This window comes from Bradyrhizobium zhanjiangense (assembly GCF_004114935.1).
In the GTDB taxonomy this organism is placed as follows: Bacteria; Pseudomonadota; Alphaproteobacteria; order Rhizobiales; family Xanthobacteraceae; genus Bradyrhizobium; species Bradyrhizobium zhanjiangense.
Map to the genome: position 1 here is coordinate 140,551 of NZ_CP022221.1, position 16,997 is coordinate 157,547.

At 64.0% G+C, this 16,997-nt stretch carries 15 protein-coding genes; 7 read left to right on the plus strand and 8 right to left on the minus strand.

Annotation, left to right across the window (positions count from 1 at the left end; translation table 11 throughout):
* Positions 1-108: 108 nt before the first annotated feature.
* Positions 109-927, minus strand: coding sequence for an ABC transporter permease (locus XH85_RS00670; protein ID WP_128930315.1), 819 nt, complete (start codon positions 925-927; stop codon positions 109-111).
* A 124-nt stretch (positions 928-1,051) separates the two neighbouring features.
* Positions 1,052-1,855 (minus strand): ABC transporter ATP-binding protein, encoded by an 804-nt coding sequence (locus XH85_RS00675; RefSeq protein ID WP_128930316.1) that lies wholly within the window; start codon positions 1,853-1,855, stop codon positions 1,052-1,054.
* Positions 1,856-1,964: 109 nt separating this feature from the next.
* Between XH85_RS00675 and XH85_RS00680 the strand changes: the two genes are divergently transcribed.
* Both XH85_RS00680 and XH85_RS00685 read left to right on the plus strand, forming a co-directional pair.
* Positions 1,965-3,284 (plus strand): ActS/PrrB/RegB family redox-sensitive histidine kinase, encoded by a 1,320-nt coding sequence (locus XH85_RS00680; protein WP_128937048.1) that lies wholly within the window; start codon positions 1,965-1,967, stop codon positions 3,282-3,284.
* Between the two features lie 103 nt (positions 3,285-3,387).
* Positions 3,388-3,942 carry an ActR/PrrA/RegA family redox response regulator transcription factor gene (locus XH85_RS00685; protein ID WP_164934823.1) on the plus strand — a complete coding sequence of 185 codons (555 nt, stop codon included), beginning with the start codon at positions 3,388-3,390 and terminating at the stop codon, positions 3,940-3,942.
* A 183-nt stretch (positions 3,943-4,125) separates the two neighbouring features.
* Here the strand turns inward: XH85_RS00685 and XH85_RS00690 are convergent, their stop codons facing one another.
* Positions 4,126-4,617, minus strand: a complete 492-nt coding sequence (locus XH85_RS00690) for an MmcB family DNA repair protein (RefSeq protein WP_128937049.1) — start codon at positions 4,615-4,617, stop codon at positions 4,126-4,128.
* Positions 4,618-4,895: 278 nt separating this feature from the next.
* Here XH85_RS00690 and XH85_RS00695 point away from each other — a divergent pair, with 278 nt between their 5' ends.
* On the plus strand, positions 4,896-6,596 hold the full coding sequence (locus XH85_RS00695; protein WP_128930317.1) for an alpha-amylase family protein: 1,701 nt from the start codon (positions 4,896-4,898) through the stop codon (positions 6,594-6,596).
* A gap of 35 nt (positions 6,597-6,631) precedes the next feature.
* Here XH85_RS00695 and XH85_RS00700 read toward each other — a convergent pair whose 3' ends face one another.
* Positions 6,632-8,233 (minus strand): alpha-amylase family glycosyl hydrolase, encoded by a 1,602-nt coding sequence (locus tag XH85_RS00700; RefSeq protein ID WP_128930318.1) that lies wholly within the window; start codon positions 8,231-8,233, stop codon positions 6,632-6,634.
* A gap of 173 nt (positions 8,234-8,406) precedes the next feature.
* Here XH85_RS00700 and XH85_RS00705 point away from each other — a divergent pair, with 173 nt between their 5' ends.
* The gene (locus XH85_RS00705; protein WP_128930319.1) at positions 8,407-9,075 is read left to right on the plus strand and encodes an MBL fold metallo-hydrolase; all 669 of its coding nucleotides are present in this window, start codon (positions 8,407-8,409) and stop codon (positions 9,073-9,075) included.
* A gap of 5 nt (positions 9,076-9,080) precedes the next feature.
* Here XH85_RS00705 and XH85_RS00710 read toward each other — a convergent pair whose 3' ends face one another.
* Complete coding sequence (locus XH85_RS00710) at positions 9,081-9,467, minus strand: winged helix-turn-helix transcriptional regulator (protein ID WP_245473483.1); 387 nt, start codon at positions 9,465-9,467, stop codon at positions 9,081-9,083.
* A gap of 193 nt (positions 9,468-9,660) precedes the next feature.
* Between XH85_RS00710 and XH85_RS00715 the strand changes: the two genes are divergently transcribed.
* Positions 9,661-9,963, plus strand: coding sequence for a hypothetical protein (locus XH85_RS00715; protein WP_128930320.1), 303 nt, complete (start codon positions 9,661-9,663; stop codon positions 9,961-9,963).
* A 72-nt stretch (positions 9,964-10,035) separates the two neighbouring features.
* On the opposite strand, the gene XH85_RS00720 is transcribed toward XH85_RS00715, so the two are convergent.
* Complete coding sequence (locus tag XH85_RS00720; RefSeq protein ID WP_164940268.1) at positions 10,036-11,211, minus strand: extracellular catalytic domain type 1 short-chain-length polyhydroxyalkanoate depolymerase; 1,176 nt, start codon at positions 11,209-11,211, stop codon at positions 10,036-10,038.
* A 141-nt stretch (positions 11,212-11,352) separates the two neighbouring features.
* Positions 11,353-12,765, minus strand: coding sequence for an MFS transporter (locus XH85_RS00725; protein ID WP_128930322.1), 1,413 nt, complete (start codon positions 12,763-12,765; stop codon positions 11,353-11,355).
* 378 nt (positions 12,766-13,143) lie between these two features.
* Between XH85_RS00725 and XH85_RS00730 the strand changes: the two genes are divergently transcribed.
* The gene (locus XH85_RS00730; RefSeq protein WP_128930323.1) at positions 13,144-14,379 is read left to right on the plus strand and encodes an LLM class flavin-dependent oxidoreductase; all 1,236 of its coding nucleotides are present in this window, start codon (positions 13,144-13,146) and stop codon (positions 14,377-14,379) included.
* A gap of 233 nt (positions 14,380-14,612) precedes the next feature.
* The gene (locus XH85_RS00735) at positions 14,613-15,989 is read left to right on the plus strand and encodes a cytochrome P450 (RefSeq protein WP_128930324.1); all 1,377 of its coding nucleotides are present in this window, start codon (positions 14,613-14,615) and stop codon (positions 15,987-15,989) included.
* Positions 15,990-16,124: 135 nt separating this feature from the next.
* On the opposite strand, the gene XH85_RS00740 is transcribed toward XH85_RS00735, so the two are convergent.
* Complete coding sequence (locus XH85_RS00740) at positions 16,125-16,964, minus strand: SDR family NAD(P)-dependent oxidoreductase (protein ID WP_091893895.1); 840 nt, start codon at positions 16,962-16,964, stop codon at positions 16,125-16,127.
* Positions 16,965-16,997 lie beyond the last annotated feature (33 nt).

Here is a 16,997-nt window from a genome sequence, read left to right on the forward strand (position 1 = left end):
TTCGCATCGCAGCATACTGCCGAATGCGCAATATTGCGTCAATGCATGGTTCCGTACATCTACGTGTTGGGAAAGCCAAAACCAGCCTGAATCCACGGGAAAGTGACGTTATTCGCCAGCCGAGAGCAGCGAGCCGTGCTTCCTGGCGCTTCGCAACAGGGCAAGGAATGCCCCAAAAGATGCAACCAGCAGTACTGCGTTGATGGCCAATGCCTCCAGCATCAGATCGGTCCGAAAGGTTTGCTCGATCAGGAGCGCGCGCATGCCCTCGAAGGCGTAGGTCGGCGGCAACGCCCAGGCGACGTATTGCAACCAGGCCGGCAGCACGCTGACGGGATAGTAGACGCACGCCAGCGGCAGGATGGCGAACATCAAGGTCCAGACGATGCTCTCGGCGCCGAGGCCGTTTCGCAGCACCAGGCCCGAGACGAAGATGCCGACTGACCAGCTCGTGAAGATCAGATTGCAGAAGAAGGCGATCAGCGGCAGGCCGAGGGCATAGACATTGAAGTGAAACAGGAACAGCGCGAGCAGGGTCATCGGGATGATGCCGATGGCGAGCCGGATCAGGCTCATCACCATCAGCGACAGCAGAAACTCGATCGGCTTGAGCGGGCTCATCATGAGGTTGCCGATGTTGCGCGCCCACATCTCCTCCAGGAACGAGATGGAGAAGCCGAGCTGCCCGCGGAACAGGATGTCCCAGAGGATGACGGCGCCGATCAGCGTGCCGCCGGCGCGCGCGAAGAAATTGGCATTTTCGGCGATGTAGAGCTGAAGAAAGCCCCAGGTGATGACTTGCAGCGCCGGCCAGTACAAGAGCTCGAGCAGCCGCGGCCAGGACGACATCAAGAGGTACCAATAGCGCAGGATCATCGCGCCGATGCGATGGACGGAGATGCCGCGGTGGAGGGACAGCTCGGTCATGACGGCCTCTGGTAGCCCGGCCGCAACCAGTAGCCCGAATGGAGCGCAGCGCAATCCGGGATCAGCCTATCCAGACACGAGAACCCCGGATTACGCTGCGCTCCATCAGGGCTACGACTCCTTCTCACCGTGCCGCCTCCTTCGCGCCGTTCACCCGGCCGCGCGCGACGTCCAAAAACACCTCCTCCAGCGTGGTGCGGTTGTAACGTGCCATGATGGCTTCCGGCGTGTCGTCGTCCTCGATGCGGCCGCGCTTCATGATGATGACGCGGTCGCAGAGCCGCTCGACCTCGAGCATGTTGTGCGACGCCAGCAGGATGGTGGCGTTGTGCTGCTTGCGATAGCGCTCCAGATGCGCCCGCACCCAATCCGCGGTATCAGGATCGAGCGAGGCGGTCGGCTCGTCCAGCAAGAGCAGCTCGGGCTGGTTGATCAGCGCCTTCGCGAGCGCAACACGGGTCTTCTGCCCGGCGGAGAGCTTGCCGTTGGCGCGGTCGATGAAATCGCCGAGGTCGAGATCGTCGGTGAGCCCGGCGATGCGGCCAGCGAGGTTCTTCACCGCGTAGAGCTTGCCGAACACGGTGAGGTTCTGCCGCACCGTGAGCCGCATCGGCATGTCGACATAGGGGCTCTCGAAATTCATCCGCCCCAGCACGGACGCGCTCTCCTCGGGCATGCGATGACCGAGCACCTGCACACGGCCGGAGGTCGGCAGCACCAGGCCCATGATCATCGCAATGGTCGTGGTTTTGCCGGCGCCGTTGCCGCCGAGCAGCCCGGTGATGCTGCCGCGCGGAAGCGAAAAGGAGATATCGTCGACGGCGCGGGTCTGCTTGTAGACCTTGACGAGATGATCGACCGCAATCGCCGCGGGTGCGCTGCGATCCGCGACAGTCGGCCAGCTTGAAGCCTTGTCATTCTCGGTCATGCTGGCCGTTCTTCTGCTATTGCAGCCGATAGCGCAAGGCTTGTAATTCCTGGCTGGTTCCGTGAGCCGCGCGTTTGTGACCTTAGAAGGCACCGCCACATTGGCCGATATGACCGAAATTGCCGATTCCGACTTTCGCCACGCGCAGCGGCATATCCGGCTGGACACGATCCTGCGGCTGCGCTGGCTCGCGGTGCTGGGGCAGCTCGCCGCGATCTTCATCGTGGCGCAGGGGCTGGAGTTCAATGTCGAGATCGTCCCCTGCGTCAGCATCATCGCCCTGTCGGCGGCGCTCAATCTGGCGCTCCAGACCGCGGCCAATCCGATGCAGCGGCTGGAGCCGATGCAGGCGGCCGGGCTGCTGGCGCTGAACATCGTGGAATTGGCTGGTCTGTTATTCTTTACCGGCGGCCTCCAGAACCCGTTCTCGTTCCTGTTCCTCGCGCCCGTGCTGATCTCGGCCACGGCGCTGCCGGCCCGCTTCACCTTCGGCCTCGGCCTCCTCGCTGTGGCCTGCGCCTCGATCCTGTTCTTCTTCCATTCGCCGCTGCCGTGGGATTCCGACGATCCGCTGGTGCTGCCACCGATCTACCTCGTCGGTGTCTGGCTCTCGATCGCGCTCGCGATCGGTGTCACCAGCCTCTACTCCTTCCAGGTCACCGAGGAGGCGCGCAAGCTCGCGGACGCGCTGGCCGCAACCGAGCTGGTGTTGACGCGCGAGCAGCATCTGACCCAGCTCGACGGATTGGCTGCCGCAGCCGCGCACGAGCTCGGCACGCCGCTCGCGACCATCTTCCTGATCTCGCGCGAGCTGGAAAAAACGGTGAAGGACCCGAGCTTTGCCGCGGACCTGAAAACCCTGCGCGAGCAGACCCAGCGCTGCCGCGACATCCTGAGCAAAATCACCCAACTGTCCTCCACCGGCGCACCGTTCGACCGCATGAAGCTGTCGGAGCTGATCGAGGAAGTGGTGGCGCCGCATCGCGATTTCGGTGTCGACATCAAGGTGCGGATCGCGGTGGCGGTCGCGGCCGAGCCGGTCGGCTCGCGCAATCCGGCGATCCTTTACGGCATCGGCAACATCGTCGAGAACGCGGTCGATTTCGCCCACACCACCGTCGAGGTGAATGCCTGGTGGAACAAGGACGATATCGAGCTCGTGATCTCCGACGACGGCCCCGGCATCCCGCCCGACATCCTCAAACGGATCGGCGAGCCCTATCTGTCGCGGCGGCGGACCCAGGATGAAGGCGGCGAGCGGCGCGGCCTTGGCCTCGGCGTGTTCATCGCGCGCACGCTGCTCGAACGCACCGGCGCCAAGGTCTCGTTCACCAACCGGACCTTTCCTGACCACGGCGCGGTGGTCCAGATCAATTGGCCGCGAGAGCGTTTTGAGGCTATCGAGACGCTAGAAGAAACAATAGGATAGGCCGCGACCTTGCGTCGCACAACGGGGCCGATCGACCATTTGCCGCCTTGGCACCGATCGATTGCGACGCCATATGTCAATGCGCTGGAGAGAGGACAACACCTTGAACGCCATCGCCGAACTGAACGAACAGACCGACCGCTCGCTTCTCATCGTGGAGGACGACAAGCCGTTTCTGGAGCGGCTGTCGCGCGCGATGGAGACACGGGGCTTTGCCGTAACATCGTGCGACACCGTCTCCGACGGGCTTGCGCAGATCGGCAAATCGGCACCGGCCTTCGCGGTGGTGGATCTGCGGCTCGGCGACGGCAACGGTCTCGACGTGGTCTCGGCGCTCAAGAAGAAGCGCCCCGATGCGCGCGCGATCGTGCTGACCGGCTATGGCAACATCGCCACCGCCGTGACCGCAGTGAAGATGGGCGCGATCGATTATCTGTCGAAGCCGGCCGACGCCGACGACGTCGTCGCCGCGCTGCTCTCGACCAGCGCGGAGAAATCCGAGCTGCCGACCAACCCGATGTCCGCCGACCGCGTGCGCTGGGAGCACATCCAGCGCATCTACGAAATGTGCAACCGCAACGTCTCGGAGACGGCGCGCCGGCTCAACATGCACCGCCGCACGTTGCAGCGCATTCTGGCCAAGCGCGCGCCGCGGTAGTTACTATGCTCAATCCTCTATCCCGGTCATCCTGAGGCGCTCGCCTTGCAAAGCAAGGCGAGCCTCGAAGGGCGACGGTCCGGCTGCATCGCGGCCGTGCATCCTTCGAGGCTCCCGACGGGACGCTCCGCGCCCCCGTCACTCGCGCCTCAGGATGACGGGGATACAGTTTCGTTCTTTTGGCTACTCCCAAAAATCCGCATGGCCCTGCGGATCGACCAAACGGTTGATCCGCAGCGCAGCCGCCATCGCAAAGCGCACCGTCATCTGCTTGCGCGTGGCGGCAGCAAGCTTGTGCTCGGGCGCCTCGCAATGCATGTGCGCGCCATAGGCGTCGGCGACGATCAGGCCGGTATCTTCAGGAAAGATCTCGCACGGCAGATCCTGCGTGAAGGCGAAGAACAGCCGGTCGCAATGGGCGCGGTATTCGTGCCATTTCTGATCAGCGCGCAGATCCTCCACCGACGATTTGATCTCCACGATCCAGATCTCGCCGCGCTCGTTCAACGCGACGAGATCGGCACGGCGGCCCGAGGGCAGCGGCAATTCGCTAATGCAGGAGAAGCCCAGCGAGCGCAGCAGTCGCGCGGTGCCGCGCGCGACCGCCAGTGCGGTCTCCGACTGGCGGCGGTCCGGCGGCGGTACGAGGGCGATATTGCGGGCGGTGTTGTCCATGGGGGGAGGATAGCGGATTCCGTTGGGATGCACACTGCCGAGAATGGTCGAGCCGTTGCCCATTCTCAAATGTCGTCCTGGCGAAAGCCAGGACCCATTACCCCAAGGGTTTGTTGTAGCGCGAGCTGATAACCACCAATCTTCGCCAAACGACTTCCTGTGGTAATGGGTCCTGGATCTGCGCTTCGCTTGTCCAGGACGACATTGCGGAACCGCTTTTGCCTTTAAAACTTATCACGCAGCCGCCGCACCTCGGCGGCCCACGAGGCCGCGCGCGCATGATCGACGATCTCTGGTACAAGAACGGCGTGATCTACTGCCTCTCCGTCGGCTCCTATATGGATGCCGATGGCGACGGCGTCGGCGACTTCAAGGGCCTCTTGCGCCGGCTCGATTATCTGCACGGCCTCGGCATCACCACGATCTGGCTGATGCCGTTCCAGATTTCGCCGCAGCGCGACGACGGCTACGACATTGCGGACTATTACAGCGTCGATTCCCGCTACGGCACGCTCGGCGATTTCGTCGAGTTCACCCATGGCTGCAAGCAACGTGGCATCCGCGTCATCATCGATCTCGTCGTCAACCACACCTCGGACCAGCATCACTGGTTCAAGGAGGCGCGGCGCGACAAGAACTCGCCCTATCGCGACTGGTATGTCTGGTCCGACAAGAAGCCGGCCAACGCCCATGAGGGCATGGTGTTTCCCGGCGTGCAGAAATCGACCTGGACGCGCGACAAGGAAGCCGGCGCCTGGTATTTTCATCGCTTCTACGATTTCCAGCCCGATCTCAACACCTCGAATCCGCACGTGCAGGCCGAGATCCTGAAGATCATGGGCTTCTGGATCCAGCTCGGTGTCTCCGGCTTTCGCATGGATGCGGTGCCATTCGTGATCGCGACCAAGGGCGCCAAGGTGAAGAAACCGGTCGAACAGTACGACATGCTGCGCGCGTTCCGCGAATTCCTGCAATGGCGGCAGGGCGACGCCATCATCCTCGCCGAAGCCAATGTGCTGCCGAAGACGGACATGGAATATTTCGGCCGCGACGCCGACCGCATGCACATGATGTTCAACTTCCAGGTCAACCAGCATCTGTTCTATGCGCTGGCCTCGGCCGATTCGCGTCCGCTGGCGAAGGCGCTGAAGGCGACCAAGCCGCGGCCGGCGACGGCGCAATGGGGCCTGTTCCTGCGCAATCACGACGAGCTCGATCTCGGACGGTTGACCAAGGCGCAGCGCGAGGTCGTGTTCAAATGCTTCGGACCCGACAAGGAGATGCAGCTCTACGATCGCGGCATCCGCCGTCGCCTCGCACCGATGCTGGGCGGCGACCGCCGGCGGCTCGAGCTCGCCTACAGCCTGGTATGCACATTGCCGGGAACGCCCGTGATCCGCTATGGCGACGAGATCGCGATGGGTGATGACCTGTCGCTGCCCGAACGCGATTGCGCGCGCACGCCGATGCAATGGTCGACCGAGCCGCATGGCGGCTTCACCAAGAGCGACAAGCCGGCATGCCCCGTCATCGACAAGGGGCCGTACGGCTATCCGCATGTCAACGTCGCAAAACAGCGACGCGATCCCAATTCGATGCTGAACTGGACTGAACGCATCGTGCGCATGCGCAAGGAGGTGCCGGAAGTCGGTTGGGGCGATTTCACCATCATTCCTGTGCGCGATCCCGCCGTGTTCATCATGCGCTATGACTGGCGCAACAATTCGGTGCTGTTCATGCACAATCTCGACGAGAAGCCACGCGAGATCGCGTTCTCGGCGGGGCTGCCTGATGGGGCCGGCGCGCACCTCATCAACCTGCTCGCGGAAGATCACAGCCACGCCGACAAGCGCGGCCAGCACCGCGTCGTGTTGGAGCCCTACGGCTATCGCTGGTATCGCGTCGGCGGGCTGGATTATCTGTTGAAGCGGAGCGACATCGACGCGAATACGGTGCGGGGGAGGAAGCATCCGGGGTAGCCTCGTTAAACCCTCCGCCGTCGTCCCGGCGAAGGCTAGGATGGCGCCGCCACCACCACGCCCTCATTCCCCCGCAAATCCAGCACGCCCTCCAGCCGCTCGCCTTCCCGATCGAGAAACGTCGACAGCAGGATCTCGCTGCCGAAGCGGATGGCGCTGGTGGTCACGGCGATCGGGTCGGGGCCGAGATTGAGCGCCACGACCACGGCCCTGCCGCCGGCCTCGCGGCGATAGAGCAGGAGATCGCCTTGCGCCGAGATCGGATGATAGTCGCCTGCCATCAGCGGCGGCGAGGCCTTCCGCAATGCGATCAGGCGCTTGTACAGCGTCAGGATCGAGCGCGGATCGGATTCGAGATCGACGACGTTCTCGCGGATGTGATCCTCGGGCAGCGGCAGCCACGGCCGGACCTCCGAGAAGCCGGCGAAATTGGAGGAATCCCACTGCATCGGCGTGCGGCAGCCGTCGCGGCCGACACCGATGCCGGGCACGTTCTTCTCGAAGGGATCGCGCACGTCCTCCGGCGCGATCGCGAGCTGATGCATGCCGATCTCGTCGCCGTAATAGAGCGTCGGCGTGCCGCGCAGCGTCAGCAGCAGCATGGCGGCGACACGGGCCTGTTCGGGACCGACCCGGCTTGCGACGCGCGGACGGTCGTGATTGCCGAGCACCCAGTTCGGCCAAGCGCCGCGCGGCAGCGCCTTCTCGTAATCCTCGATGATCTTCTCGATCGAGCGCGCGCTCCAGAAGGTCGAGAGCAGCGCGAAGTTGAACGGCATCTGCGCGCCGGTGAGATCGTTGCCATAGTAGGCCATCAAGCGATGCAGCGGCAGATAGATCTCGCCGATCAAGACGCGCGCGCCAAAGCCATCGGTGAGACGCCGCATCTGCGCGATCACGGCATGCACCTCGGGCTGATCGGTCGAGTATTGCGTCAGGATCTTTTCGTTCGGCGGCCGGCCCTCGACGTAATGTGGGTTCGGCGGATTGTCGCGGAATTCGACGTCCTTGATCAGGTGCCAGATCACGTCGACGCGGAAGCCGTCGACGCCCTTCTCCAGCCAGAACCGCATCACCTCATAGATCGCAGCGCGAACGTCCGGATTGCGCCAGTTGAGGTCCGGCTGCTGCGCGAGGAAGGCGTGGTAGTAATATTGCCCCGTGGTCTCGTCGAATTGCCAGGCGCTGCCGCCGAACTCGGACAGCCAGTTGTTCGGCACGCCACCATCGGGCGCCGGATCGCGCCAGATGTACCAGTCGCGCTTGGGATTGTCGCGTGAGGACCGGCTCTCGATGAACCAGGGATGCTGGTCCGAGGTGTGGTTCGGCACGAGATCGAGGATCAGCTTCAGGCCGTTGTCATGGGCGGCGGCGAGCAGAGCATCGAAATCGGCCATCGTGCCGAACAGCGGCTCGATGGCGGTATAGTCCGAAATGTCGTAGCCAAAATCCGCCATCGGCGAGGGAAAGATCGGCGACAGCCAGATCGCGTCGACGCCGAGCGATTTGACGTGAGGCAGCCGTCTGAGGATGCCAGCGAGATCGCCGACGCCATCGCCATCCGAGTCCTGAAACGAGCGCGGATAGATCTGATAGAAGATGCCGTCGCGCCACCAATTCTCGTTGCCTTGAGCCATGCCGAAAGACCACCCAAATCTGCGCCTCGCGCGGGAGAACGCGACAGCGACGCCCCGGTTCAAATTGGCAGGTCAATTGGGACGGCCGTGTGACGGCTGTTCCCGAGCTCGTTCCGACTGTTTGGCCCGAATCTTTTGCTTGGCGGCCTGGCAAAAATCGGCATTGTGCGGCCATGACCGAACAAAATGACACCAAAGCCAAAGCCGGCGCGATCATCGTTCCCGTGACGTTGTTCGAGCAGAACTGCACCATCATCTGGGACGAGCCTTCCAAGAAGGCCGTGGTGATCGATCCCGGTGGCGACGTGCCGAAGATTCTGGACGCGATCAAGCAGACCGGCGTCAGCGTGGAGAAGATCTGGCTGACCCATGGTCATATCGACCATGTCGGCGGCGCGGCCGACTTGCGCGACGCGCTGAAGGTGCCGATCGAGGGCCCGCATGAAGCGGACAAGTTCCTACTCGACAACGTGGTCGAGAGCGGCGCGCGCTTCGGCATGACCGGGGTGCGCAACTTTGCGCCGGACCGCTGGCTCGACGAAGGCGACAGCGTCTCGATCGGCGGCTTGCAGTTCGACATCCTGCACTGCCCCGGCCACTCGCCCGGCAGCGTGGTGTTCTTCAACAAGGACTTGCGTTTTGCCCATGTCGGCGACGTGCTGTTCGCAGGTTCAGTCGGACGCACCGACCTGCCCGGCGGCAGTCATGCCACGCTGATCAACTCGATAAAGACCAAGCTGCTGCCGCTCGGCGACGACGTCGGCTTCATCTGCGGCCATGGCGCCGGCTCGAGCATTGGCCAGGAGCGGATGACCAATCCGTTCATCACCGGCGAAATGTAAGCGTTTTACTCGGCGGCGTCCGCCAGCGCCGCGGGTTCGCCGAGGTTACGCTCGCCCCATTCGCGGATCGCGGCGACGACCGGCACAAAACTTCTGCCCTTGCGGGTCAGGCGATATTCGACCTTGGGCGGCACCTCGCCGAAATCCTTGCGGTCGATCAGGCCGCTCGCCGTCAGCGCTTTCAATTCGCGGCTGAGCACGCGCGGGGTGATCTCGGCGCTGCCTTCCGTGCCGCGCAGCAGGCCGCTCCTGATCTCGCCATAGCGGCGCGGACCGTCCTTGAGGTCCCAGACGATGCGCAGCTTGTACTTGCCGCTGATCATCTTCTGAAATGCCGCGACCGGACAGGTGCGCGCGGGGTTCGCTCTTGCATTCGCCATTGCCTTGGCCATGTCGCTCCTCCATGCGCGGAGTTCTTGTTTTGACGCGTTTCTTTATGCGAACCGGTCTTCACTTCGCTCGAAAACGCTCTGGCCGAGGATAGGAACAACGCCGAAAAAGTCCATACTATCAATTTTGTCCATACTTGCAGGATCGCTTGCAAGCCGCAGATGATGACGCACACGACGAAGTAAGGAGCGTCACATGAAGCACTTCATGATCACATACGCGTTCAGGAACGGCACGACGGAGGCCTGGCATCAGGAGATCAGCCGCTTCATCAAGGCGATCGACGGCGATCCGGAGCTGAAAGGGCGGATCGGCTATCGTGTCCTGAAGCACCGCGATGACGGTAGCTATATCCATCTCGCCAGCGTCACCGACGATGCCGCGCAAAAAACCCTGCAATCGCGCGAGTTCTTTAGGGCCTATCAGGAGATGACGCGGAAGGTGGCCGGCGGCGAGGTCACCGTGACGCCGATCGAGTGGATCGATCAGACGGGCTAGCTTCGCTGAGCTGAACCAACGGCGTCGCCACAAACTCCGTTATCGTCCCGGCGAAGGCCGGGACGACAGCGCTTACTTCATCAACCCCGCCGCCGTCAGCGCGCGCGTGATGATCTGGCCGAGATCGAAGCTGCGTGTCCGCTCGGGTTTCGCCTCGGCCGGCTGTGCGGCGACCGCGGCGCGGATCGAGCGGGCGAGATGCGGCGCGGGCGTCAGCGCCGGCTTCGGCGTCGCAGGCTTTGCCTCCGCCTTTGGCGCCGCCTCCGCGATCCAGCCGGTGAGGCCGAAGAACTTTGCGATGTGATAGGATGAGGAGATGCCGGCCTCGATCAGGAACGCGCCTTCCATGCCGTAACGCTGGTCGTTGTCGGCAAGGCCGAGCGGCGTGCCGTGCGCCATGTCGGTGATGGCGTAGGATTCGACCAGGGTCTCGCCGTCCTGGTTCCACCAGGCCTGGCGCGGATAGCCGTCGACATTGGTCTCGGCCATCGGCACCTCGGGCAGATCATGCAAATCGAGCCACTGCTTGACGATCTCGTTGGCATTGCCGGGATTGACGGTGCGGTCGGCGCTGCCGTGCCACACCGACACCTTCGGCCAGGGGCCACGATGGTGGGTGGCGTTGCGCACGAGATCGCCGAGCTCGCGCGCGGGACGCACGGGTGAATGGAACATGCCGTCCAGCGCCTCGCGCAGGTTCGACGCGATGCCATAGGGCAAGCCCGCGATCACCGCGCCGGCTGCGAAAACTTCCGGATAGGTCGCAAGCATCACCGATGTCATGCCGCCGCCGGCGGACAGGCCGGTGATGAAGATGCGCCTCTGATCGATGCGATGCGCTTGCACCATGTGAGCGATCATCTCGCGAATCGACCGCGCCTCGCCGCTGTCCCGCGCGGTGTCTTCCGGATTGAACCAGTTGAAGCAGGTGTTGCCGTTGTTGATGCGCTGCTGCTCGGGCATCAGCAGCGCGAAGCCGTAATGCTTCGCCAGCGTCGACCAGCCGGCGCCGAGATCGTAGCCGGAAGCGGTCTGGCCGCAGCCGTGCAACACGACGACGAGCGCGCGCGGCTTCTGCAGCTGCGCCGGCACGAAGGCGAGCATGCGCAAGGCCCCCGGATTGTCACCGAAATTCGTGACCTCTTGCAACGGGCTGGATGAATCCGCGCTGCGGCCGAGCTCGGCAAAGCGCAGACCGTCCAGCTTTGGCAGACGTCTCAACAGATCGACATTTCGGGCTAGTGACACGGCAACTTCCTGGTGGGCAACTTCCAACGTTCAGCCAAACCAGATAGTTGCTGCGTTGCAAAATAAAAAGACCGTGCGCTGTCAATCGCACGAAAATCGCCGGGATTTCCCGCGGAATCCGCATCTATTAACCGCTATGCCTCAACTTGGTGCAGAGGCGCGGCGCATCCAGGCCAGAAATGCGGCGCAGATCATGACTAATGTCACAAACAGCGCAAGCGAGACGAGAAATCCTGCGCGCGCTGATTGCAACGATTCGACGGCGAAGAACAATGCGCCGATTGCGGCCACTCCGGCCGCATTTCCGATCTGCGCCGTGGTGCCGTACATGCCGGAGGCTGAGCCTGCGGCGACAGGTTTTACGCTCGCGAGCACCGCGCTCGACAACGGCGCCATCACCAGTCCCTGACCGTAGCCGAAGACGATCATCGTGAGTGCCAGCGCAAGCGGCGTCGGTGCATCGACATAGAACGCAACGAGCGCGAGCGCGGCGAGGCCTGCGATCTGGAGCGCGCAGCCCTCGAGCAGCACCTTGGTGCCGCGATGCCGCGCCCGCGCGCCGCTGTGCCGCGAGGCCACGACGAAGGCAAGTGCGAGCGGGATGAAGGCGATGCCGGCGGCGAGCGGTGGAATTTTCAGGCCGCGCTGCATGTACAGCGTCATCACCAGGTAGAATGAGAGGTTGGCGATGAAAAAGAACAACGCCGCGCCGAGCCCGCGCAGGAAGGCTGCATCCGACAGCAGCGTCAGATCGACCAGCGGCATGCCGCCGTCGCGCGCGACCGCGTGCTCCAGCTTCAGGAACGCGGCGAGGATCGCGCCGCCGATTGCCATCACCGCCCACAACCACGGCGCCCAGCCGACATCGTGACCGAACAGCAGCGGACCGATCAGGCACAACAAGCCTGCGAACAGCACCACGCTGCCCTTGACGTCGAGCTTCGTACCTGATCGCCGCAGCACCGACGGCATGATGCGCCAGGCGGCAGTGGCGATGGCGAGGCCGCTGGGCACGTTGACGAAGAACACCGAGCGCCAGCCGGTGCCGGCGAGATCGAGCGTGACGAGGAGACCGCCGAGCAGGAAGCCCGCCGCGCCCGCAAGCCCGAGCACGATGCCATAGATGGCGAAGGCGCGGCTGCGCGTCTCGTCGGTGAACAGCAGATGCAGCGTCGCCAGCACCTGCGGCACCATCAGCGCCGCGGTCGCGCCCTGCGCCAGCCGGGCGATGATCAGCTCCGCGCCCGACAACGCGAGGCCGCACCACAGCGAGGTCGCCGTGAAGCCGAGCACGCCGGCGAGGAAGACATTCCTGGTGCCGTAGATGTCGCCGAGCCGGCCGCCGGTGACGACCAGCGTGGCATAGGCGATCAGATAGATCGCAATCACGGATTCGATCTGCGCCGGCGACGCTTTCAGATCGACCGCGATGGTGGGAATGGCGACGTTGACCACAAAGGCGTCGACGCCGAACATGAACTGGGCGGCCACCACGATCGCCAACACCCACCAGCGGCGCGAGGAATCGAGTTGTTGTGTGACGATTTGGTGCATCGGCGCGGGACCCCGGACAATCGTTGCCCGATGATTTCAGATCGCGCGTGGTGTCGCGATTACCTCGCAGGTAGGATTCCCGCGCTTCCGCGGTTGCTTCGCCTCTCCCCGCGTGCGGGGAGAGGCCGGAATTCAAACGCAGTTTGAATTCCGGGTGAGGGGGAGCTTCCGCGAGTCGCACTGCCACTGAATTTGCGGAAGCAGCCCCTGACCCCGCCCCCTCCCCGTAAGAACGGGGAGAGGGAGACGAGACATCTCATCGCGCCTCCGCGCATGCCTGCATTCCGCCGCGCGGGACATCGTGCGATTGCGTTCGCTTCCGCGAGCACGTAGCCTCGCCGCCTCAACAAACATAAAATCAAAGCCGGAGAGAACGCCATGGCGCGCCTGAAATTCGGAGCCTTTCTTGCCCCGCATCACCCGATCGGGGAGCATCCGATGCTCCAGTTCCGGCGCGATCTCGACCTGGTCGAGCAGCTCGATAGCCTCGGCTATGACGAGTTCTGGTGCGGCGAGCATCATTCTTCCGGCTGGGAGATGATCGCATCGCCCGAGATGTTCCTGGCCGCGGCCGGCGAGCGCACCAAGCGGATCAAGCTCGGCACCGGCGTGGTGTCGTTGCCTTACCACCACCCCTTCAACGTCGCCCAGCGCATGGTGCAGCTCGATCACATGACCGGCGGCCGCGCCATCTTCGGCTCCGGTCCCGGCGCGCTCGCCTCCGACGCGCATACGCTCGGCATCGACCCGATGACGCAGCGCGACCGCCAGGACGAGGCGATCGGCGTGATCCGCCGCCTCTTCAACGGCGAGCGCGTCACCGCGAAGAGCGACTGGTTCACCATGAACGACGCCGCGCTGCAGATCCTGCCGCTGCAGGAGGAGATGCCGTTCGTGGTGGCCTCGCAGATCTCTCCGTCCGGCATGACGCTGGCCGGCAAATACGGCATCGGCATCATCTCGCTGGGCTCGATGACGACGCAGGGGCTGATGTCGCTGCAGCAGCAATGGCAGTTCGCCGAGGACGCCGCGAAAAAGCACGGCACCACGGTGAGCCGCGCCGACTGGCGGGTGCTCCTGACCTGGCATATCGCCGAGACCCGCGAGCAGGCGCGCCGCGAGGCCGGCGCCGGGCTGATGCGCTGGCACAACGAATATAATGTCGGCACGCTGCAGCGGCCGGGTCTCACCGCTTTCTCCTCGCCCGACGAAGCCGTGGACAAGACCGCCTTCGTCGAGGGCGCAGCCTCCACCATCGGCACACCCGACGATCTCGTCAAAACCATCAAAAACGTGATGCAGGTGTCCGGCGGGGTCGGCGCCATCATCGGCTTCGTGCACGACTGGGCCAATCCGGAAAACACCCGCCGCAGCTGGGACATGGTGGCGCGCTACGTCGTGCCGGAGATCAACGGCTACATCGACGGTCTTCGCAAGTCGCAAAAATTCGTGATCGAGAATCGTGCGATCTTCGAGCGTGCGGGCCAGGCCGTGATGGCCAAGATCATGGAGAACGAGAAGGCCGCCGAGGCGCTGAAGGTAACCGGCCCCGGCCGCGTCGCCATCCCCGCCGTCAACGCCCCGGATTTGCAGAAGGAAGCGGCGAAGCGGTAGGTCTATCTCCGTCGTCCCGGCGAAAGCCGGGACCCATAGCCACCGATTTGTGTTTGGCGATGATTGGTAATTGCCAGCTCGCAACAAACTACTTCCTGGGGTTATGGGTCCCGACCCCCGTGCGCAATTGCGCACTAGGCCGGGACGACGATGGTACGTGTCGCGATTTTGTGCCCGCTCATCGCGACTGGATCGTGCTATGCTCGCGGAGCTTGCCAACCGGAGCAATCGTCATGTCGATGCAGAATGTGGCTGCCCCTGCGCTTGGCTTCACCCCGCCCAGGCGCAATGAGCTGACCCACATCCCCGGCGACGAAGGCTGGCCGATCATCGGCAAGACCTTGCAGGTGCTCGCCGACCCCAAGGGGCACATCGAGGCGAACGGCGCCAAATACGGCCCGGTCTACCGCACGCACATTTTCGGCGAGACCAATGTCGTGCTGCTCGGGCCCGAGGCCAACGAGCTCGTGCTGTTCGACCAGCAGAAACTGTTCTCGTCCACGCACGGCTGGAACAAGGTGCTCGGCCTGTTGTTTCCGCGCGGGCTGATGCTGCTCGATTTCGACGAGCACCGCCTGCATCGCAAGGCGCTGTCGGTTGCATTCAAGGCCGGGCCGATGAAGTCGTATCTCAGCGATCTCGATCGCGGCATTTCCGCGCGCGTCGCGCAGTGGAAGGCCAAGCCCGGCGAGATGCAGCTCTACCCGGCGATGAAGCAGCTCACGCTCGATCTCGCTGCGGCCTCGTTCCTCGGCGCCGACATCGGCCCCGAGGTCGACGAGATCAACCGTGCCTTCGTCGACATGGTCGCGGCCGCCGTCGCCCCGGTCCGCCGCCCCCTGCCTGGCACCCAGATGGCGCGAGGGGTGAAGGGACGCAAGCGCATCGTCGCCTATTTCCGCGAGCAGATTCCGCTGCGACGCGGCAATCACGGCGGCGATGACCTGTTCTCGCAGCTCTGCCGCGCCACCCATGAGGACGGCGCGCTGCTCTCGGAGCAGGACATCATCGACCATATGAGCTTCCTGATGATGGCGGCGCACGACACGCTGACCTCGTCGCTGACCTCCTTCATCGGCGAGCTCGCCGCAAATCCGGACTGGCAGGACAGGCTGCGGGCGGAGGTTCTCGCGCTCGGCCTCGCCCCGGATGCGCCGAGCAGCTTCGACGATCTCGAAAAAATGCCGCTGACAGAGATGGCGTTCAAGGAGGCGCTGCGGATCAAGCCGCCGGTGCCCTCGATGCCGCGCCGCGCGATGCGCGATTTCAGCTTCAAGGGCTTTACGATTCCGGCCGGCACCGCCGTCGGCGTCAATCCGCTCTACACCCATCACATGAAGGACATCTGGCCGGAGCCGGACCGGTTCGATCCAATGCGCTTCACCGAGGAGGCGCAGCGTGGCCGCCACCGCTTCGCCTTTGTGCCCTTCGGCGGCGGCGCACATATGTGCCTCGGCCTGCACTTCGCCTACATGCAGGCGAAATGCTTCGCGCGGCATTTCCTGCAGAACATCGAGGTATCGCTCGCACCCGGCTACAAGCCGGACTGGCAGATGTGGCCGATCCCGAAGCCGCGGGACGGGTTGCGGGTGCGGGTGCGGGCGGTATGAGCACCGCTCTTGTAGGGTGAGCAAAGGCGCGCTCTTCGCGCGCTGTGCCCACCATCGATGTTCGGGCCCGAAGAGATATCGTGGGCATGGCGCTCCGCGCCTTTGCCCATCCTACGGTTTCGGCGTCCGGAGCCGCTACGCCCCCTGATCGAACGCCTTGCGCAAGGCCACATAACCCTGCTGCTGCTGGCTCCAGTTGCGGCCGCCGGTCATGGCACCGTCGATGACGAGGTCGTGGCCGTTGATGAAGCTGGATTCGTCGCTCGCCAGGAACACCGCGGCATGGGCGATGTCATCAGGGAGACCGGCGCGCGGGATCGGCTGCGCGGTCTTGTAGACCTCGCGCATCACCGCCGGCGTCTTCTCGGCCGCGTCGGTCGACAGCCCCAGCGCCTTGCCGAAGATGCCGGTTGCGATCGCGCCGGGCGAGATCGAGTTGACGCGCACATTGGACTCGCCGAGCTCCATCGCTACGCATTTGGTGAGATGGATCACCGCCGCCTTGGCCGCGCTATAGACCATCGAGGACGAGAACCCGGCGAGACGGCCGGCGATGCTGCCATTGTTGATGATGCTGCCAAAACCCTGCTTCTTCATGTGGGGCGCGGCGTGCTTCATGCCGAGCATGACGCTGCGCACCAGCGTCGCCATCGCCGCATCGAACCGCTCGGCCTCGAGGCCCTCGATGCCGCCGGTCTGCGCTGGGCCGCCCGCATTATTGAACAGGCAGTCGATCCGGCCGAATCTGTCGACCGCGAGCGCGATCAGCGCCTGCATCTGCGCTTCGACCGTGACGTCGGTCTGGCGGAAGATGCAAGTCGCCCCGAGCTGCTTCGCCAGCGCCTCGCCTTCCGGCACGCGCCGACCCGCGATCACAATTTTGGCACCTTCGGCAACGAAGACTTCCGCGGTACGCAATCCGATCCCGCTCGTCGCGCCGGTGATGACCGCAACCTTGCCGTCTAGCCTGCCCATGGAATGTTCCCGTTTTTGAATGATTTGATTTTC